The 19136-nt window shown below is 56.5% G+C and carries 22 protein-coding genes; 12 read left to right on the forward strand and 10 right to left on the reverse strand.

The window, feature by feature from the left end; genetic code table 11:
• Window positions 1–186: 186 nt before the first annotated feature.
• From VN577_18085 to ribB, 5 genes are all read left to right on the forward strand, one after another.
• Complete coding sequence (locus VN577_18085; GenBank protein ID HWR16741.1) at window positions 187–414, forward strand: hypothetical protein; 228 nt, start codon at window positions 187–189, stop codon at window positions 412–414.
• A gap of 103 nt (window positions 415–517) precedes the next feature.
• Complete coding sequence (locus VN577_18090; protein HWR16742.1) at window positions 518–1129, forward strand: DUF4126 domain-containing protein; 612 nt, start codon at window positions 518–520, stop codon at window positions 1127–1129.
• Between the two features lie 143 nt (window positions 1130–1272).
• Window positions 1273–1887: a DUF47 family protein gene (locus VN577_18095; protein HWR16743.1), complete on the forward strand. Its 615-nt coding sequence runs from the start codon at window positions 1273–1275 to the stop codon at window positions 1885–1887.
• 51 nt (window positions 1888–1938) lie between these two features.
• A complete protein-coding gene (locus VN577_18100; GenBank protein ID HWR16744.1) occupies window positions 1939–2979 on the forward strand; it encodes an inorganic phosphate transporter in 1041 nt (346 codons plus the stop codon).
• A gap of 46 nt (window positions 2980–3025) precedes the next feature.
• Window positions 3026–4186: a 3,4-dihydroxy-2-butanone-4-phosphate synthase gene (gene ribB, locus VN577_18105; protein HWR16745.1), complete on the forward strand. Its 1161-nt coding sequence runs from the start codon at window positions 3026–3028 to the stop codon at window positions 4184–4186.
• 148 nt (window positions 4187–4334) lie between these two features.
• Here ribB and VN577_18110 read toward each other — a convergent pair whose 3' ends face one another.
• Both VN577_18110 and VN577_18115 read right to left on the reverse strand, forming a co-directional pair.
• A complete protein-coding gene (locus VN577_18110; protein HWR16746.1) occupies window positions 4335–4598 on the reverse strand; it encodes a hypothetical protein in 264 nt (87 codons plus the stop codon).
• A 37-nt stretch (window positions 4599–4635) separates the two neighbouring features.
• Window positions 4636–5172 carry a MerR family transcriptional regulator gene (locus tag VN577_18115; GenBank protein HWR16747.1) on the reverse strand — a complete coding sequence of 179 codons (537 nt, stop codon included), beginning with the start codon at window positions 5170–5172 and terminating at the stop codon, window positions 4636–4638.
• Between the two features lie 249 nt (window positions 5173–5421).
• Between VN577_18115 and VN577_18120 the strand changes: the two genes are divergently transcribed.
• Complete coding sequence (locus VN577_18120) at window positions 5422–5979, forward strand: arginine decarboxylase, pyruvoyl-dependent (protein HWR16748.1); 558 nt, start codon at window positions 5422–5424, stop codon at window positions 5977–5979.
• A 354-nt stretch (window positions 5980–6333) separates the two neighbouring features.
• Here the strand turns inward: VN577_18120 and treZ are convergent, their stop codons facing one another.
• On the reverse strand, window positions 6334–8058 hold the full coding sequence (gene treZ, locus VN577_18125; protein HWR16749.1) for a malto-oligosyltrehalose trehalohydrolase: 1725 nt from the start codon (window positions 8056–8058) through the stop codon (window positions 6334–6336).
• A gap of 167 nt (window positions 8059–8225) precedes the next feature.
• On the opposite strand from treZ, the gene VN577_18130 reads away from it, so the two are divergent.
• Window positions 8226–9215 (forward strand): hypothetical protein, encoded by a 990-nt coding sequence (locus VN577_18130; protein ID HWR16750.1) that lies wholly within the window; start codon window positions 8226–8228, stop codon window positions 9213–9215.
• Here the strand turns inward: VN577_18130 and VN577_18135 are convergent, their stop codons facing one another.
• Together VN577_18135 and VN577_18140 are read right to left on the reverse strand one after the other, a co-directional pair.
• Window positions 9216–9716 carry a DUF2721 domain-containing protein gene (locus VN577_18135; protein HWR16751.1) on the reverse strand — a complete coding sequence of 167 codons (501 nt, stop codon included), beginning with the start codon at window positions 9714–9716 and terminating at the stop codon, window positions 9216–9218.
• 41 nt (window positions 9717–9757) lie between these two features.
• Window positions 9758–10801, reverse strand: coding sequence for a YpdA family putative bacillithiol disulfide reductase (locus tag VN577_18140; protein HWR16752.1), 1044 nt, complete (start codon window positions 10799–10801; stop codon window positions 9758–9760).
• 239 nt (window positions 10802–11040) lie between these two features.
• On the opposite strand from VN577_18140, the gene VN577_18145 reads away from it, so the two are divergent.
• Window positions 11041–11508: a hypothetical protein gene (locus VN577_18145; protein HWR16753.1), complete on the forward strand. Its 468-nt coding sequence runs from the start codon at window positions 11041–11043 to the stop codon at window positions 11506–11508.
• 55 nt (window positions 11509–11563) lie between these two features.
• Here VN577_18145 and VN577_18150 read toward each other — a convergent pair whose 3' ends face one another.
• Both VN577_18150 and VN577_18155 read right to left on the reverse strand, forming a co-directional pair.
• Window positions 11564–13660: a transglycosylase SLT domain-containing protein gene (locus VN577_18150; GenBank protein ID HWR16754.1), complete on the reverse strand. Its 2097-nt coding sequence runs from the start codon at window positions 13658–13660 to the stop codon at window positions 11564–11566.
• Between the two features lie 254 nt (window positions 13661–13914).
• Window positions 13915–15018 carry a hypothetical protein gene (locus VN577_18155; GenBank protein ID HWR16755.1) on the reverse strand — a complete coding sequence of 368 codons (1104 nt, stop codon included), beginning with the start codon at window positions 15016–15018 and terminating at the stop codon, window positions 13915–13917.
• Between the two features lie 208 nt (window positions 15019–15226).
• Here VN577_18155 and VN577_18160 point away from each other — a divergent pair, with 208 nt between their 5' ends.
• The 4 genes from VN577_18160 to VN577_18175 all read left to right on the forward strand — a co-directional run bounded on the left by VN577_18160 (window position 15227) and on the right by VN577_18175 (window position 16863).
• On the forward strand, window positions 15227–15859 hold the full coding sequence (locus tag VN577_18160) for a sigma-70 family RNA polymerase sigma factor (GenBank protein HWR16756.1): 633 nt from the start codon (window positions 15227–15229) through the stop codon (window positions 15857–15859).
• The gene (locus VN577_18165) at window positions 15856–16107 is read left to right on the forward strand and encodes a zf-HC2 domain-containing protein (protein HWR16757.1); all 252 of its coding nucleotides are present in this window, start codon (window positions 15856–15858) and stop codon (window positions 16105–16107) included. The genes VN577_18160 and VN577_18165 overlap by 4 nt, the downstream gene beginning before the upstream one ends.
• A 287-nt stretch (window positions 16108–16394) precedes the next feature.
• Window positions 16395–16532: a hypothetical protein gene (locus tag VN577_18170; protein HWR16758.1), complete on the forward strand. Its 138-nt coding sequence runs from the start codon at window positions 16395–16397 to the stop codon at window positions 16530–16532.
• Window positions 16533–16641: 109 nt separating this feature from the next.
• Window positions 16642–16863: a hypothetical protein gene (locus tag VN577_18175; protein ID HWR16759.1), complete on the forward strand. Its 222-nt coding sequence runs from the start codon at window positions 16642–16644 to the stop codon at window positions 16861–16863.
• Here VN577_18175 and VN577_18180 read toward each other — a convergent pair.
• The 3 genes from VN577_18180 to VN577_18190 form a co-directional block, all read right to left on the reverse strand.
• Window positions 16853–17191 (reverse strand): PilZ domain-containing protein, encoded by a 339-nt coding sequence (locus tag VN577_18180; GenBank protein HWR16760.1) that lies wholly within the window; start codon window positions 17189–17191, stop codon window positions 16853–16855. The two genes, VN577_18175 and VN577_18180, sit on opposite strands and share 11 nt — an antisense overlap.
• A 185-nt stretch (window positions 17192–17376) precedes the next feature.
• Window positions 17377–17553, reverse strand: coding sequence for a hypothetical protein (locus VN577_18185; GenBank protein HWR16761.1), 177 nt, complete (start codon window positions 17551–17553; stop codon window positions 17377–17379).
• Between the two features lie 170 nt (window positions 17554–17723).
• The gene (locus tag VN577_18190; GenBank protein HWR16762.1) at window positions 17724–19022 is read right to left on the reverse strand and encodes an aminotransferase class V-fold PLP-dependent enzyme; all 1299 of its coding nucleotides are present in this window, start codon (window positions 19020–19022) and stop codon (window positions 17724–17726) included.
• Window positions 19023–19136: the final 114 nt, after the last annotated feature.

Raw genomic sequence — 19136 nt, forward strand, 5'->3', positions numbered from 1 at the left:
TGACTCTTTAGGAAAATTGCCCTAAGATCGGTAGTTTCGTCGGGGACTCTTGGTCGTACTGGTAAGGTCAAGCAAAGTCAAGACTTAGGGCCCATCCACTGAATCCATTTTCGGCCCCGGTGAATCCAATCAGTACCAACGGGTATTTTCTACCTTTCTAATCAAGCGAGGCAGGACGAATTAATCATGGCAAAGCGACGTGGAAATCCTAACTGGGGTAAGCCCGAGCCGATCGGCCCCATCGTTCCCACTGTAACCGAGTTCGAACAGGTCGTGAAAGAGTTCAAGTTGACGCCCGACCAGTACATCCGTTCGACTCGGCTTCGTGAGTGGGCGCGCAAGAATCGGAATTCGAAGTACATTCCTGAGCCTTTGCTCGAGGCTTGGGGCTTCGAGATTGAATCGGCGCTTTAAGATTATTCTGCCGATGAAGGCCACCTGCAAAGGTGGCCTTTTTCGTTGCCGTCGCGGAACCAATCGCATCAGATTACGTACATTCTGAGGAGCAGCGCTTCTTATGCACTTCAGCGACAAAGATCTGTTCGGATTGATTGTCGGAACCAGCTTCGCGGCTGGACTGAATGTGTATGCCACGCTTGCCACCCTGGGGCTTCTCTCACGTGCACACATTGTCGAGATTCCTGCTTCCCTGAGCCTTGTCGAAAGCTGGTGGGTGATAGGAATTTCGGGCGTGCTGTTCGTCATAGAGTTCTTCGCCGACAAAATTCCTGTCTTCGACCTGATCTGGAACGCACTGCACACATTCGTGCGCATTCCGGTTGCTGCCCTGCTTGCGTATCATGCCTCGGCGCAGTTGCCTCCGCACGTCCAGATGATCGCAGCCGTAGCCGGCGGCGCCATAGCGTTCGCGGCGCACGGAGGCAAGACGGCCGCCCGGGCCGCCGTAACGCCATCGCCTGAGCCGCTTTCCAACTCTGCGCTCAGTATTGGCGAGGATGTCGCGGCCATCGGCCTGACGTGGTTCGCGACGCAGCATCCTTATGTCGCCGCCGCCACGGTGGCCGTCTTGTTGGTTTTTGTTTTTCTGTTTGTCAGATTCGTTGTCCGAGCTCTGAAGCGGCTCTTCCGGGGCGCAGAGAAAAGCTGGGAAAAAGTTCGTGCCGCATAATGGCGCACTCCGCATTTTAAGAGTGTGCTTGTCAAGTTTGACCCCACCCACCTCGCATGAGATATTTATCAGCCCCTTACATTTCAAGGGCGCTGACATACCTAATCCGATTCTGTGTACCGTCTGAAGGAGCCCTGATACCGATGGTCCGCTTGATTCCGCGGGAAACTAAGTTCTTCGACATGTTCGTCGAGATGGCCCAGAACCTGATCGAAGGCGCTCGACTGATGAAAGCGCTGCTGGAGAATTTCCAGGATGTCCCGGCCCAGGTCGCTCGACTGAAAGACATCGAGCACCACGGTGACGACATGACCCATGCCGTCATCACCAAGCTCAACCAGACCTTCATTACTCCTTTCGACCGCGAAGACATACACCGTTTGGCTTCTTCCATCGACGATGTGCTTGACCTGCTGAACGCCGCGGGAGACCGGATCATGGTGTACAAGATCACCGCCGTCCCGGGCGACTCCGCGAAACTGGCTTCCCTGATCCTGCAGCAGGCGGAAGAACTTGCAAGGGCGCTTGCCAATCTGGAAAAGCAGCAGCATGTGCTGGAACACTGCGTGGAAATCAACCGCCTCGAAAACGAAGCGGACCAGGTTACCCGCGCCGCCGTCGGATACCTCTTCGAAAACGAAAAGGACCCGATTCAGCTGATCAAGATCAAAGAGTTGTTCGAAGTACTGGAATTGGCGACCGATAAGGCGGAGGACGCCGCCAACGTTCTGGAATCGGTGATTCTCAAAAGCGCATAAACCACTGGCTGCACTTAAAGTTCTTGGGTTAATTATTCGAGGCAACTACTGGTGGAAACCGGTCTACTGCTTGTAATCATAACGATTGCTGTCGCGTTAACATTCGACTTTCTTAATGGCTTTCACGATGCTGCAAATAGCATCGCAACTGTAGTTTCTACTCGAGTTCTTTCGCCGAAACTTGCTGTCCTCTGGGCTGCATTCTTCAATTTTGTCGCCGCATTCTTCCTGGGTACCGCCGTTGCCAAAACCATAGGCAAAGGGATGATCCATCTCGAGATGGGCGGCGTGCAGGTCGTGACGCAATACGTTGTCCTTGCCGGGCTTCTCGGAGCCATCGTCTGGGACCTTCTGACCTGGTTGTGGGGGCTGCCGACGTCCTCGTCGCATGCTCTGATTGGTGGTTACGCCGGGGCAGCCGTCGCAAAGGCAGGCTATGCGGTCATCATCGCATCAGGATGGACGAAGACTCTTATCTTCATCGTGGTGGCTCCGTTCCTTGGACTGCTGCTCGGCTGGTTACTGATGGTAGCGGTGTTCTGGATCTTCAGAAGGTACTCGCCGCGCAACGTAGACAGTCTGTTCCGAAAGCTTCAGTTGGTATCGGCGGGCCTCTATAGCCTGGGACATGGGGGAAACGACGCCCAGAAAACAATGGGCATCATCGCCAGCGCTCTCTACACCGGCGGCCTGATGAGCAAGACCGATATCGCCCAGGACTGGGGCAATTACCACTGGCCGATCATCTTGAGCGCGCACACTGCCATCGCGCTTGGCACTTACTTCGGCGGCTGGCGCATCGTGCACACGATGGGTTCGAAGATCACGAAGCTGAAACCCGTGGGTGGTTTCTGCGCTGAAACCGCCGGCGCCATCACTTTGTTTGGAACAGCGATCGCCGGCATTCCCGTCAGCACCACGCATACGATTACGGGCGCCATCATCGGCGTGGGTGCCACGAACCGTCTCTCAGCCGTCCGTTGGGGCGTGGCGAAACGAATTGTCTGGGCTTGGGTCTTGACGATCCCTGCTTCAGCGGCGGTATCAGCACTCACATACTGGTTGATCGCCTTCTTCAAGCCTGGCGCCTAAGATTCAGAGCTGCTCTGATAAAATTGGGAGCAGTCCAGTCCCTTTTATGTCGCCTACAGCCCCGTTTTCCGACGTCCCCACAGCTCTCGAAGAACTTCGCGCCGGACGCATGATCGTCCTTGTGGACGACGAGGACCGCGAGAATGAAGGGGACCTTGTACTGGCTGCCGAGAAGGTCACCCCTGAACTGATCAATTTCATGGCCAAGTACGGCCGCGGCTTGATCTGCCTGGCGCTGACAGAGGAGCGTTGTAACCAGCTTCGCCTCGGTCCTATGTCGGCGGAGAATACGGCGACATTCGGCACGGCATTTTGTGAAGCCATTGACGCTCGCGAAGGCGTAACTACCGGCATTTCCGCCTACGACCGCGCTCGCACTATCAAGGTGGCTCTCGATCCGGCGACTCGGCCTTCGGACCTGGCGCGCCCCGGACATGTCTTCCCTCTCCGCGCGCGTAAAGGTGGTGTGCTGGTCCGCGCTGGACAAACTGAAGGATCGGTTGATCTCGCACGTCTGGCCGGGATGATTCCCGCCGGCATCATTTGCGAAATTATGAACGAAGACGGCACCATGTCGCGCGTGCCCGATCTCATCAAGTTCTGCGAACAGCACAGCCTGAAGATGCTGACCGTGGCCGAGTTGATCCGCTACCGGATGTCGCACGAGCGCTACATCCGCCGGGTCGGCGAAGCCATGATGCCAACCAAGTACGGTGAATTCCGAATGATCGCCTACGAAAGCGAGGTCAACGGCGGAGAAACGCATGTTGCCCTCGTACGCGGTGACATCGGCGGTGACGACCCGGTACTCGTGCGCATGCACGCGCACTGCCTGGTGGGAGACGTGTTCGGAGCAACCTGGTGCGAATGCAACGAGACGCTCGATCGTGCGATGCAGACGATCGCGCATGCCGACCGCGGGGCCATCATCTACCTGCACCAGAACTCAAAGGGCTTCAACGTAGACCATCTCGGCGAACGCAACGTGCTGGTCTTTCATAAAGAACGCCGCCTGCCCACCATCCCCGCCAATCAACGCGCCATTCAGCGCGAAATCGGAATTGGGGCGCAGATCTTGTCGGATTTGAACCTCCGCCGAATCAGGCTGCTGACCAATCATCCACGTCGCGTCGCAGCACTCGAAGGCTTCGAGATCGAGATCGTCGAGAACGTGCCATTGCGTTCTGCGCAGGTGACAAAGGCGTAGTTCCTCGCACAGTGCGCTGAGGAGCAAAAAAACACCACTTTCTCTCTCTTTATACCTCTGCTCCTCTGCGAACTCTGCGTGGACGTCAAAAAGAAAAAGCGCGCCAACTTTCGCGAGTTGACGCGCCTTCGCGTACCTCATCAAGGACTTAAAAAGGTTTTCTCACCATAATGTCGTCATCGCGCAGGAAGAACTGTGCGCAGCACGTATCCGAGCCACAAATAATCGGCAACAATCCGACCACCTGTTTCCGAGTCACCAATCCAAGAGTTGCGCATTCCGGACAGGCAAGCACCGCCCAGTACGGATCCTGGCTTTCCCCCATATCGCCGGCATTTTCTAGCACGAATATAGTTCCCGGACCCATCTGTTCCGGAATCCACTCGCTGAGAACTGTAATTTGGCCGACCATCCATACACCTCCGAGTCCCTGAAATTCGATCTGACGTTCACATGACGGCCCGACGTCCGCGCGCTCCCACTCCGACCACCGCTTTGCGGCGTCTTTCTGGGACGTCGCGGCCCGTTCGAGTCGAGGCTGGCTGTGCTTCCGCGTTTTCCGGCTGCTTTGGCGCCGAAGAAAGTTCCGACTGGATCTGCCTGACCGTATCGCTCAGGCAAACTGCCAGCATCGGTTGACGCGAGTTCTTCAGAATGTCGATCACCTGTTCGGCGGAATCCTTCAGATAAATCCGGTTTCCGTCTGTAAGCAGGTGGTACTCCGAATACGCGGAGACTGTGTCGACCAGGCGCTTCTTGAATTCCTTCTGCAGCAGGCGCATTACCTTGCGCACCCTCTGCAAAGAGAATCCCCGCCCGCGCAGTTCGCAAATCACCGCGACTTCTGCCAGATCGTCCACTGAATAAAGGCGACGGTGGCCTTCACGCGATGGAACGACAATGCCCCGTTCGTCCCACCACTGCAGTTGGCGCGCGGTGATACCGGTTCGCGCCATCACCTCCGCCGATGTAAACAGCCCTGCCATTCGCCTTTTTCCAGTTCAAAACAAAATCGAACGAAAATGTTTGAAACATTTTAGGCCGAGAGTGTTGGGTGTCAATGTGGAAATCGGGAGTATATAGAAAGGCACGTCCCTGTCTCGCTGCGCCAACCCAGGGAGAAACCCAAACGCCTTCTTCGGAAAAATTTCACCGATGCGCAGATTTTTTATGTTGAAGATGGCTCCAGCGTGTTATTTATTGTGATTCCATAGTCATCACGGAGGACACCTGAATTGGGCAAAGACATGGTCCCGAAGCGACTCTTCCTTACCAAGGGCGTAGGGAAACACAGAGAGCGCCTCACTTCTTTCGAGCTGGCGCTTCGGGATGCCGGCATCGCGGCACAGAATCTGGTTCGAGTTTCGTCGATCTTTCCACCACACTGCAAGATCATCCCGCGTAAGGAAGGCCTTAAGTTCCTGAATCCCGGTGAAGTCGTCTTTGCCGTGGTGGCCGAGAACTCCACGCGGGAACCACACCGTCTCACGGCGTCCAGCATCGGTGTTGCCATACCGGCCGACCGCTCTACTTACGGCTATCTCAGCGAGCACCATTCTTTCGGCGAGACCGAAGATGCCGCTGGCGATTACGCTGAGGAACTCGCGGCGGAAATGCTGGCTACTACGCTGAACGTGGAATTCGATCCGGACAAGAGCTGGGACGAGAAGAAGCAGATCTACCGGCTCTCGAACAAGATTGTCCGCACCATGAACATGACGCAGTCGGCTGTCGGCGACAAAAAAGGTCTCTGGACCACCGTCATCGCCGCCGCCATCATGATCTTCGAATAGAGTACGCCGGAAGAACCAAAGCTCCTCCTCGCGAGGAGCTTTTCCCTTTTTCCGTCATTACACCGCCCCTTCGCGGCATCTAATACTCTGCCAGGCATGGAGTGTTGTCATGATCGCGAGTTCGGACGTCTCTACGTGTGCGCATCCGAAGTGCGAATCGAAGTTCAAACGCTTCGGAGATGGCGAGTTGTTCGTTTTCAATATCTCTGATCCGGCGGCATGGGGCCTGCACGATCATGTGCGGCAGAAAGTCTTCTGGTTATGCGAACATTGTTGTGTCAGGTACTTCGTTCGCTTCGACCGTAAACACCATTCCGCGCAGGTGCTTCATAGGCCAGCCAGGGGCAAGGCAGCTTAGTTTCTGGCTGCAACCTCGTCGGACTTTACGCCGCGCTGTTGCGGCGTAACTGGCTCGATCTTCGGTTCATGCTCGCCAGTCCAAAAAGCAGTGAGGGAAATTTTTGGTTTGTCGGCAGGTATGTCCAGCCGAATTGAGTCGCTGTCGACCAGGATGGCGCGGGCCGACCTCGATTCCCTACCGTAAACCGTTTTCCGAAGCTGAAGCAGGTGCTTGTACCACTCCAGGATGGCGCGACGCTCGGGATTGAGTTTCCAGGTAAGACGCGACCGTTCAAACGTCGCAGGATCCTGAGGATCGGGGAAATGGTTCCCGAAGCTGCTGAAGTCCTTGAACTCTTTTCTCCGGCCTTCGCTGACGGCCTTCTGCAGCACGGGATCCCCATAATCCGTAAAGAATTGGAACGGAGCGGGTTCGTCCGTTTCCTGCCCCATGAAGATCAGCGGAGTCTGTGGCGCAAGCAGCAGAAGGGCCGCCAGGTTCTTTCTCGCAGCATGCGATACGAGCGAAGTCAGGCGCTCTCCGAGGGCACGGTTCCCTACCTGATCATGATTCTGAATGCAGATCACGTGCGCCTCCGGTTCCATTGACACGCTTGGCTCTCCACGCGTGGTACCCCAAAATTTGAAGTGCTCTCCCTGGAAGGCAAAACCTTCGTTGATCGCCCGGACAAGCTGCTCAGGACGGCCAAAATCCTGGTAGTACCCCTCGTTTTCTCCCGTTGCGAGCGCATGCAGGGCGTGGTGGAAGTCGTCGCTCCAGATGGCATCCAGTCCGTAGCCGCCTTGCTTCCTCGGCTGCACGTAGCGCGGCGAATTTTCGTCCGTTTCTGCGACGAGGCAAATGGTTCGTTTCGACTGAGACTCGAATTCCCGAACCGCATCTCTGATCTCGGCAAGAATGTGCGTGGGCGAATCGTCCTGAATCGTGTGTACGGCATCGAGACGAAGTCCGTCGAGGTGATACTCATCCACCCAGTACAAGGCGTTCTCCACGAAGTAACGGCGTACGTTCTCACTGCCGCGATCGTCGAAGTTGATGGCGTCGCCCCATGGAGTCGTGTGTTTTGAAGTGAAGTAGGGACCGAACTTGCCGAGATAATTCCCTTCATTCCCAAGGTGGTTATAGACGACGTCCAGCAGGACGGCCAGACCCTTTTCGTGTGCCGCGTTCACCAGACGCTTCAGGCCGTCAGGCCCGCCATAGCTCTCCTGGACAGCGTAGATGGAAACGCCGTCGTAGCCCCAGTTCCGCCTGCCCGGGAACGCACCGACTGGCATGAGTTCAATAGCCGTGATGCCCAGGTCCTTGAGGTAATCCAGTTTCTCGATGACGCCGTCGAACGTCCCAGACGGTGTGAAAGTCCCCACATGAAGTTCGTAAATGATGTAGTCGTGAAAGTCCAAACCGCGCCAGTTCTGGTCCGTCCAGCGGAAGGCCAGAGGATCAACAACTTCAGTCGGCCCGTGCACGCCGTTCGGCAATAAGCGCGAAACAGGATCGGGAATCTGCAGTGGGTCATGGTCGAGAAGGTAGAAGTACCGATCGCGAGCGCGCGCATTTATGGTCAACTCGAACTCGCCATTCCCCGATGGGATCATCGGCAGATCCTTGGTAGTTCCGTCGGCGCGCATCAACCGCAATCTCACCTGACGCGCTTTCGGAGCCCACACCCGGAACTGCACCGTGTCACCCTGCACATTTGCGCCTAACGATGGCATTTCTTTTAAGAAACCCTTCCAGTCTAAGAAGTACGCTCTGCTTCCGGCATTGGATGCAATTTCACGTCTCAAGTGCCGGAGAGGGCACCTAGCCTGACCTTAATTCCGCGCCTAGCAGCAGTCCTGCTGAACAACGTCTCAGGTGCAAAAGTCATCCAACAACTCGCGTGAGAACCGTCTTTCATATCTTTGCATTCGTGTTTCTACTGGCCTTCAGCACTGCATGTCACCGTGGCACAGGAGATTTCCGCCGAAGTCTTCAAGCCGCCACGCAACTGCAAGTTGCCGAAGGTTCCCCGAAGGTCCTGGCCGCCTACCAGCCCTGGTTCGGCAACAGCAAGCACATAGATGTGGGCTATTCCACGCAAGACCCTGCTGTCCTTGTGCGCCAAATTAACGAAGCGAAGGAACTCGGTATCAGCGGATTCGTCGTGAACTGGTACGGCCCGCGCAAGCCGTTCGAGGACAAAAGCTACATGCTTCTGCAGAAGGCCGCCGCGGAAAACAATTTCACCGTTTCGCTGATGTACGACGAAGATACTGAGTACCCGGGCCAGTCCACCGAGGCCGTCATCGTCGACCTGCAGTACGCCTACGACCGGTACATTGGCCCGCATGCGTTGCCAACCCGTTCAGCCTACTTGCGCTATAACGGACGCCCGGTCATCTTCATCTTCCCCAAACAAGCCGAGACCGACTGGAATCGCATTCGCCAGCTTGTAAACTCCTGGGAAGATCCGCCGCTGCTCATCTTCAAGGACATCTACCCGAAATACGCCAATGCGTTCGACGGTTTCTACGCTTGGGTCCAGCCCGGCAAGGAAGGATGGAAGCCGGACGGCAGCAATTGGGGCGAACAGTATCTGACTGACTTCTACAAGCAGATGACGACCGAGTACCCGAACAAAATCGCTGTTGGCGCGGCATGGCCCGGGTTCGATGACCGTCAGGCTTCCTGGAGCCGCAATCGCCGTATGAGCGACCGCTGTGGCAAAACATTCGAAGAGTCCCTGCGGCTTTTCCGTCGTTACTACCCGGACAGTAAGCCGCTTCCATTTCTGATGGTTGTGACCTGGAATGACTACGAAGAAGGAACCGCAATTGAGCGTGGATTCTCGCGGTGCAATGTTTCAGGCGGTTCAACATCCGGACGCTGATCAGGTCTGTTTGATTCCGAAGCGGTCCACCGCAATTCCGACCTCTTCCTTGACGCTGGTCACCGCGATGGTGATTTCCCTCACCATGATCGCGCATCCGAACACCAGCGCTCCAACCGCCACCACCCCTGTTCCGAGTGCAACAATGGCGAACGCTTGGAAGATCCGGTGCATTTCGTAGTACGCAAGCGACGCGCCAATCACGGAAAGCAATGCCGATGCCGCAAAGCATCCCAGCCCTGCATAGAACAGCCGTAGAGATTGGAGCAACAGGTTCCCGCGCACGCGAAGCTTCTCCAGTTGACGCACTCTCCATTGGTAATCGTGGCTGTCGGCGGGAAGCGAGTTCAGTTCCAGTACGATGGCACGTGTGCGGTCCACGACTCGCGCGATGCGATTCCCTACACCCAGAGAGAGCACTGAGCACGCGTTCGTCAGGATGGCAGGCGCCACCACCGCCGTCAGCACTGCAAAGGGGTTGTCGGAAAGGCTGCCGACCATACTATGACTTTCTATTTCGTGCGAGTTTCTGTCAATGATTCTCAGCCGCGACGAAGCTGCTTTGATACGTGCTCAGCGATGAGTTTCCCGTGAAATCGTCCGTTCTCGATGAAGATCTCGTTGGTGCGGGAGCCGGCCACAATTACGCCAGCCACGTAGATACCTGGCACATTGCTCTCCAGCGTTTCCGGATCGCATACGGGACGGCACTGGTCTTTCGTCAACTCGAGCCCGAACCGCCGCAGAAGGTCGTAGTCCGGATGGTATCCGACGAGCGCGAACACGAAATCGTTCGCCAGAGTCACTTCGCCATCCGGGGTCTTGAGGACTACCGCCTCCGGAAGTATCTCCTTCACCGTGCTGCCAAAGTACGACTTGATCTCGCCGCTCTTGAGGCGGTTCTCGATGTCCGGCTTGACCCAGTACTTCACGTGGGAATGAATCCCCGATCCACGATGCACGAGAGTCACTCTCGCGCCGTGACGATACAGTTCCAGGGCTGCGATGGCCGCTGAGTTCTTCGCCCCTATCACCACTACATCACTGTCGTAGTACGGATGAGGCTCCTTGTAGTAGTGCATCACCTTGGGCAGGTCCTCGCCCGGACACCCCAGGTAATTCGGTAAATCGTAGTAGCCTGTCGCGAGCACCATCTTGCGGGTGTGATATGTCTGCGCAAATCCATGGAGATCCGTGGTACTCACGGCGAAGTGGCCATCTTTGCCGCTCAGTTTCGTCACGGTCTCGTACTGCCGAACCTGCAGCTGATAGTGCGCCGTCACTTTGCGGTAGTACTCGAGCGCTTCTGACCGGGTGGGCTTCTGGTTGTTCTGCGTCGAAAACGGAACCTCGCCGATCTCCAGCAGTTCCGGCGTGGTAAAGAACGTCATATTCGTAGGGTAGTTGAACAACGAGTTCACCACACAGCCCTTGTCGATATTCAGGACCGCCAGCTTCCGCTTCCGCGCTTCGATCGCCGTCGCCAGGCCGCTCGGCCCTGCGCCCACGATGATCAGGTCCCATCGAATGCTGTGCGCCGACAACTGCTCCGGTTTCGGCTCTGTGACTTTTTCAGTGTCTTGCATTAACAGTAATGTACCAGCCCCCTGCCCAATTCTTCGATGAATCCAGTGCAAACCGCAGAAGTATGCAATGTAGGCATCCACCAGTCGCAAGCAGACGAATCACCGTGGCATGTGATTTTCGTGATCGTGCTCTAACATTCGCAAGCACCAAATTCGCGACACGCATCTCGCGCGTTACACGGGCCATCGAACCTCACCAGATGGGGTCAACACTCCACACGACATACAAGGGAGTTTATATGCTGGGAGGAAAGAAACTCTGGGCTCTGCTGCTGTGTGCCTGCTTCGTCTTCATCGCTGCCATGCCGGCGATGGCAGCCGATCCGCAAGTCACCGCTGACGATCTGAAGGGCATCAGTCCGCAGAGACACCGCTACATTTTCTCGGTACTTGGGGGAGCTGCTGTGGGCGCAGGCATCGGCGTTCTGCTCAGCGGCGGGAACGATATCACCAAGGGGCTGATGGTTGGAGCAGGCGGAATGTCCGCTTTTTACATGCACACGCATCGTCGCGACAACCTCGGTGGCTGGCGCAATTTCGCTCAGATGGCTTCGTACAGCGCGCTTGGCGGAGGCCTAGGCTGGACTCTGTGTGGCTGCGACGACGGACTGGTCGCCGGAACACTCATCGGCGGCGGTGCTACCGCCGCGTGGCTCGCGTCGCATCCGCGCCGTACATCGCGAACGGCATCCAACCCTCAACCGTAATCAACCAAAACAAAAACCGGCTCCGTTCAAGGAGCCGGTCCACTCACCTTTTTTCCTACTGATTACTGGCAATTTCCTTCGAGTAGAGCTTCTTGTACACGCTTGCGTTCCGCATGATGGCCTGCACGTACTCGCGGGTTTCCGTAAAAGGGATCGACTCCACAAACTCCTGCGGGTCCCGGTAGGTACCGTCGGCCAGCCAGCTCTCCACGCGGGTCGAACCAGCATTGTAGGCGGCGAGCGCGTACTCCGGAGTGCCGTTGAACTTCTCCAGCAGGTGTTTGAAGTAGCGGGTCCCCAACTGCATGTTCGTGTGCGGCGTAAGCAGCAGTGCCGGCTGGAATCCGCGCAGCTTCGTTTCCTTAGCCAACTGACGTCCTGTATCAGGCAGCACTTGCATTAATCCGAGCGCATTCGCCCGCGAAATCGCTCCCGGGTTGAACTCCGATTCTTGCCGAATCAAGGACGCGACCAGATAGGGGTCTAGCTCATTCGCTTCGCTGTACCTCTTCAAGTCCGACCAGAACGGACGCGGGAAAAGCGTCTCCCAGTAGTTGCGCGGCAGAGCCGAATAATCCAGCGCAAAGTACGACGGCACCGCTCGTTTCATGTAGTTCAAGGCACGATGATACCCGCCACTCTCCTGGTACAACCGCGCGATTTCTCCAGCTCTCCAGTCAGTGCTGTCCCCTGCACTAGCACGCTGTATCTCTTTCACGGCGAAGTCAAACAACCCGCAGTTCTCCAGCAGGCGTGCTTTCTGGACTCGCAGATCGTCTTCCGGAGCTTCTTCGAATTCACCCGGAACCGCCTTCAGCGGTGGGACGTGGTCAAGTAACGGGTCGTGTGCAACTGTGCCCGTACCCAGCAACTGCATCCGATCACGCGCCCGATCCGCATAGTAGTAGTTCGGATATCGTTCGGTAATTTTCTTGTAGAACGCGCGTGCCAGGGCCGGGTCCTTCTTCTCCTCCGCCATCCGCCCACGCCAATACATCGCCGCCGGAACCTCGGCGGAATCAGGGTATCGCGCAATTTGGCTCTCGAAGGCCTCCGTTGCTGCATCAGTCCTTCCCTGGCGGAAGTCTAACCATGCGGCCTTCCAATGTGCGTAATGCCCCCACCTGCCTTTAGGAAAGCGCTGGTCGATCTCCCGGTAGAAGTCGATTGCGCGGTCGTAGTTCTTCTTCAGCAGGTACATGTTCCCCGCTGACAGCAGCGACTGCTCGAAATATCCGCTTGTGGGAGCTGCCTGCCTCAACTGATTGATGAGGTCATTGAATTGCCCCTCATCGTCTGCATCGCGTGCTAATCCGATGAGGAACCACAACTTTTGCGCATTCGCATCTCCGCTCACCTGCAACGCTGCCAGAGCCTGCTTTGCGTCCTTCACCTCGCCGCTACGATAATCGGCGATTCCAGCCGCAACCATCAACGAGTCGCGTTGTGCAGCCGTTGGAGCAGTATTGACCAGGTCGCGATATTCCGCCGCGGCGTCGCGATAACGCCTGCCCTGCGCAAGTACGTCCGCTCGGATCTTTCGTTCGGAGTATCCCGCCGTGAGTCCTCCCAGGCTGCTCAAGTCTGCGCCGGCTTGTGAGGCCTCGCTCGCCAGCGGCATCGAATAATACACACGCCGCAACGCCTCAATGGCCTTTTGAGAATCCCCCATTTTCATGTAGGCGCGGCCGAGATTGAATTCCAGGTCCGAGCGCGGCGGATTCCGGTACTTCAGTGCCGTGGAAATTGCAGCCTGCGCGTTGTCAGTCGCGAACAATGCGTTCGCATACATCACGCCGGCATCCCGGGCGAGAATCGAGTTCCCGTATTTCGTTTGGAAATCCGCGAGTTGCTTGATCGCTCCGTCTCTGTCGCCTGAGCCACTTAAAGCTACCGCCGTGTAGTACGACACGTAATCGCCAAGATCGCCTGCCCTCAACGCTGCTTTCTTGAGATGTGGAAGCGCTCGCACGTAGTCGTTGTCGAGGATGCGCGCGTAACCAAGAACCAGGTTGGCCATCGCGCCTTCATCGGTTGCCGAATGTTTCTGCGCGTAGGCTTCCACTCCCGCGTAAGCCTGCGGGGTGCGGTTTTCGAGCAACTGCTTCGCCATGGGCTTGAGTGTGCTCGACGCAACAAAGGCCCGATTCATTCGCTGCATCCGGCGCAGTTCCGCCGCGGTCAGCTTTCGCTTTCTTTTTTTCGCTTTCTTCTTACTTGTGGGTCTCTTGGACTTGATCGTTGTTGCGGATTTTTTGGATGTCGCCGTGGTAACGCTCTTCTTCGCGGATGAAGGCGCTTTTTTCTTCGTCTGTGATAACAGCAAAATCGGCGAACTAATCACCGAAAAAAGCAGGACAAATGCAGCAATGGACCGGATACTCACAGTCCTTAGTTTAACGTGATTCAACGCGGAAAGTTTTCACCCAGCAGCGCCGGATTGTTGTCGGCGAGGATACGTATGAGTTCCTGATTGAAATAGTCGCCGTCCTTCGCCTTGGTGTTGCCATAACGCTTGTCATAGCTCGCTCGGCTCTTCTCGATATCTTCGCGGAGGCGCTCGTACAGATCGCTGTTCTGGCGACCTTCGGTGACCTTGGCCTGGTTGTACAGCTTGATTTCGTCCACCAGCAATTTTGCGAAACGCTTCGCCTTTTTGTGCAGTTCTTCCTCGCCGGCCGGAACCGCCACCGGCGCAGCCTGGGGCGCCAGTTCAGAATTCACCGCACCGCTCTGAGTTTCGGAAACTGCCGTAACTGTGGACGGCGAGGCTGGCTGGAATGCCTCGCGGTCCGATTCCCGCCGCAACGGGTGCATTGGCGCTGGAGCCGATACGGTCGAGGGAGATACGCCTGCCGCTGCCGCCATAGCTGCCGTACTTTCGGAGAGTGGAGCGCCAGTAACCTTCCGCGTCGCGAACACCTCAAGCCAGAGGCCCGCCACTCGGACCATCGCCTCAATCGCGGCTCGATCCATGCGATGATCGGAAGTGCCTCCATCGGCGTAGACGATGGCCACGACCTTCTCACGAACGGTCAGCGGCAACACCATGCAAGTCTCCACCGGCGCGCCGAAGCGCTCCTCGAAGTCCATCGTGAACTCCGACGCCGGACCCGTAACCAGCAGATGCTGCTGGATCGCCCTCGCCGGCAGCCCGACGGTCAATTCCAACGGACTGCTCCGCACCGCTTCGTCGTCGGCGAAGCCTCGCGCCCGCCAACCAACGGCGTTTGCCCCACGAACCACGAATAGCGCGGTTCGAGTTGCGAACTTCGATGCGCCGTCCACCAGCGCGTCCAGGATCTGCACCTGGGTCGCTCCCGCTTGGATCGCAGCGAGGGCGGCGTTCAACGCCGAGCTCTCGCCGGTTACGGCCGAAGCCGGTTCCTCCGGCTCAAGGCTGTCCAATACGCGATTCACGAGTTGCGACCGCAATTCAGGCAAGGCGCGGCTCAGTACATCCTCCAGCGCCCGCTCGACCAGGGAACGTATTTTGGTAGCGTCGGCCATATCTATTTCGGGAAACGCGATTATAGGGCATCCTGTACCCATCTGCTCCCCCGGTGGTTTCCCTAAGTTAGAAAAAAACCTTGAAAAATACCCTTAGTTACCCCCTGACAGTCTCACGGATCATACGTCTAAACCCGTACTGTCCTGCGAAAGTCCCTGACCATTTACAATAGGATTTCAGGACGAAACTTCCTGAATCGGGAGTCTGATGGCCACCATCAAACAGATAAACGAGCCCGAGCCGGTAACCGAAGAGCTGGCGTTAGTTAACGCAGCCAAGGCCGGTGACATGGGCGCGTTCGAGGATCTCGTTCGGCGCTACGATCGGAACGTATTCCGTATCGCGCAGCACATAACGCAGAACCGTGAAGACGCGGAAGACGTGGTTCAGGACGCCTTCTTAAAGGCTTTTCAGAACCTCGGGCAGTTCCAGGGGCAATCCAAGTTCTATACATGGCTTGTCCGAATCGCGGTTAACGAAGCGTTGATGAAGCTTCGCAAGCGTCGCCCCGAGCGTTTTGTATCTTTGGACGAAGACGTTAAGACGGAAGAAGATTCCATGCCGCGCGAAATCGCCGACTGGAGTCCGAATCCGGAGCAACAATACAATCAAGCTGAGCTGAAGGATATCCTGGGAAAGACCATTCAGGGCCTTCCCGCCGGCTTCCGGACGGTGTTTGTGTTACGCGATGTAGAAGGCCTGTCAACCGAAGAAACCGCTGAGGCGCTCGACTTGAGTATCCCAGCCGTCAAGTCCCGTCTCCTCCGCGCCCGGTTACAATTGCGCGAACGGCTCAATAAGTACTTCAAAACACGTAAGAGCGGAGACGGAACCAAGTGACCTGCCGCGACTTTTTGAAGGAATTAACCGACTACCTCGATAATGCTATCGATTCGCAAACGAGGGCAGAATTAGAGGATCACCTCCAGTGGTGTCACAACTGCTACGTTGTCTGCAACACCACCAAGAAGACCATCGAGATCTACCGGGATTCTCACCTTTACGAATTGCCGGATGACCTTCGCGGTCGCCTTCGTTCGGCGATCATGTCGAAATGCAACAAGTCGAAGGCCGACTCTTCCGCGTAACTTCTTTCCCATTTTGGCACTTAAGGTTCCTAGACTCAGAGTGAGACGTGCTAACGCACGTCTCCTCAGTTAGTTCCGAACGAAATACCTCCAACGAAACCAAACCCAGTGCATTTGAATCTAAGTAGTTGAAACGGGAACTTACGTTTCGTGGTGAACACGGTCTCTCGTGTTCCGTGGGGGTTGTGATGTTGGCGAAGATTACCGACCTGCTTTTTGGTTGTTCACACAAGCATTACAGTTTTCCGATAACGACTCGGGCTGGCCAGCGGCGTTCCGGCGCAGCAATGGCAACCGGCACTTACATCGTCTGTCTCGATTGCGGCAAAGAATTTGCCTACGATTGGAAAGAGATGAGAGTAGTGTCACCGGACCTCAAGCCCGCTGCGGCGCTCGCCGAAACTGCCGAGCAGAACGCGGCCTAAAGTCGGCGCAGGGTTTCCCTGCGCTTTCGCTTCAGCAGACCCCAAGGTGCAGAACTGTTCCAGACAGCGGCCAACTTCGAACTCCGCCGCGCACTCTCACTGAAGGACTATGTCGGCCTTCGCTGCAAAACTTCCCTGGCTGAAGAAGCAGGGCGTTACCTTGATGCTCTTCTCCGCATTTCTTCTGACTTCCCTGCTGGTTTGGCAGCAACAACAGATCATCGAATCGCAGCGCAAGCTGATTCATCAGCTCTTTCGAGACAGCATGGAACTAACGCAGATGAAGGTGAAGTCGGCGGTGCGGTCGCACCAGGATTCCCTCAGGCGTTAACTGGCAGCAGTTCCAGCAACTGTTCCAGTGCGTTCAGCGCAGTTAACCCGTAATGTCTGCCCATACGATAGATGACCAGCATGTTGACCGGCATCGATTCACCAACGTGGGTTGCGACTTCAACCTGCACGCGCTGTCCGACGCGCAGTACGCGATCGCTGTCGATCCCGATTCCGCTGAGGTTAACGTCGGTGCAGACAGCAGTAAATTCCCAACCGTCAGACGTCTTTACCTGAACAGGGCGCAGAACCGCAATACGTTCGGTCTTTCGCGCTTCCTTGAGTACGGTTGATTCCATTTGTGGCAGCGGCACGCTTTCCACGGACATAGGTTGCGACTCCAGAATTAACACGCGCGCAGACGTTCGTCTCCTGATTCATCGACGAAATGTTGATCAGCTTTATTCGTTTTTTCGTTTTGGGAATTTCTCGCGGGAGTGCGCGCGGCCGAGAAGGGACCGCGCAGGAGCGTTGGCAGGCGGCGCACCGTGGCGGCGGCCGCCGGAAGCGCTCGCTAGGCCTGGTTGCGCAGGTGCAACATGCCGTCGGTGATGAGGTGCCGCATCTCTTCCTCAAGCCCCTCAAGGACGAATTCCGCCCTTTCCATTTCGCACGCGGCAAAGCGCGGATCCATCAAGAAGGCTTCGATCTCGTCCCGTTGCTGGTAAAGCTCTAACAGTCTCGTGTTCATGATTCCCTCACCCAAAATTCATCGTGCACTCGGGATTGACCACTGGGCTGTGATTGTTATCACAGAACGGTTGTTTGTTTGAGAGGAAGAAGCCTTAGAGGAATCAATTTAGAAACGGGCATGCACCTTCGATTGTGCGGAGCATGCCCCTCAGGTTCTCAGCCGATTACTTAAGACCGATACGTCCGACGGTACGCGTCGAACTTCTCGAGGAATCGGTCGATTTCCGCTTTCTGTAAGTAGTACGGAGTGGAAAGCCTAATCTTGTACGGGTCGCCGCCGCGGACGCGGATCTTGTCCTTCTTCCAGAGATCGCGCTCGAGATCGGCGATTTTTACGGGTGCGATGCTGAACGATACGATTCCGCAACGCATAGCGGGATTCTCGGACGTCCACAGTTCGGCGCCGCGTTTCTGCATCTCGGACATTATGTAGCTGGCCAAGGCGCGATGCCGCTTTTCGATCCGATCAAGCCCGATCTGCTTGCAGAGCTCCAGGGAGGCTTTCATGCCGGCGAGTGTCGGAACGTTCGACGAGCCGATGTGTTGGAAGCGTTCCGCCCTGATCTTCGGATCGTCCCAGCCGTGCGATGTCGTCGTACTCCAGAGGCGGTCGATCATCTCGTCGCGAACATAGAGGAAGCCGGTACCCTTGGGAGCCTGCAACCACTTGTGCGGACTGGCGCCGTACATATCGCAGCCGAGCGCCTTGATGTTCAGCGGCATCATGCCGGGCACGTGCGCTCCGTCGATCATCGATACAATGCCTTTGCTGCGAGCAAGATCGCAGATTTCCTTCACCGGCTGGATAACACCCGTCACGGTGGTGATGTGACTGGTGAAGATGACCTTCGTCTTCGGCGTGATCAGGTCCTTGATACGGTTCAGGATCACTGCCGGGTCGTTTACCGGTTTCGGAATCTCGTACTTCTTTACTACTACGCCATAACGCTTCGACTTCACGCCCCAAGGCCCTTCGCCACTCGGATGCTCCTGGTCCGACATGATCACTTCATCGCCAGGTTTCATATCGAGGCCGTTCACCATGAAGCTATTGGCTTCGGTGGCGTTCCGAACCAGCGCAATCTCGTCACGCGTGGCGCCGACGAACTCGGCCAGAGGGTCGCGGTAGTCGTTCCAGGGTTCATATCCCCAGATGGGATAACGCTCCGGATCCTCCCAGTCCAGACGCTCGCAATCGAAGTACGAGTCGAAGACAGCCTTCAATACCGGCAGCGGCGAGGAGCCCACGGTCCCGTTATTTAGATATATGTGGTCTGCCGGGATGACGAACTGTTTCCGGATCGCGGCCCAGTAGGCGTTCTCATCGCGGTCGTGGAGACTGCGATCGGGCATTGGCGGAACGGACAACTGAAACGACTGAGCAACTGCCTCGGGCAGGAGAGGCGCTACGCCTGCCGCAGCGGCAAGGCCGAGAGTTCCCTGAATAAAGGTTCGACGGTTATGCATGGCGGCAGCATTCTCCACTTCGGAGAACGAGATGTCCAGTTTTCAGCACGACTCCACGATCCGAGTTTCGTACCCTACCCCTCCCCCCCTGTTTTGGCTTCATATAAGAAAACA

The sequence above is a fragment of the Terriglobales bacterium genome, assembly GCA_035561515.1.
In the GTDB taxonomy this organism is placed as follows: domain Bacteria; phylum Acidobacteriota; class Terriglobia; order Terriglobales; family Acidobacteriaceae; genus DATMXP01.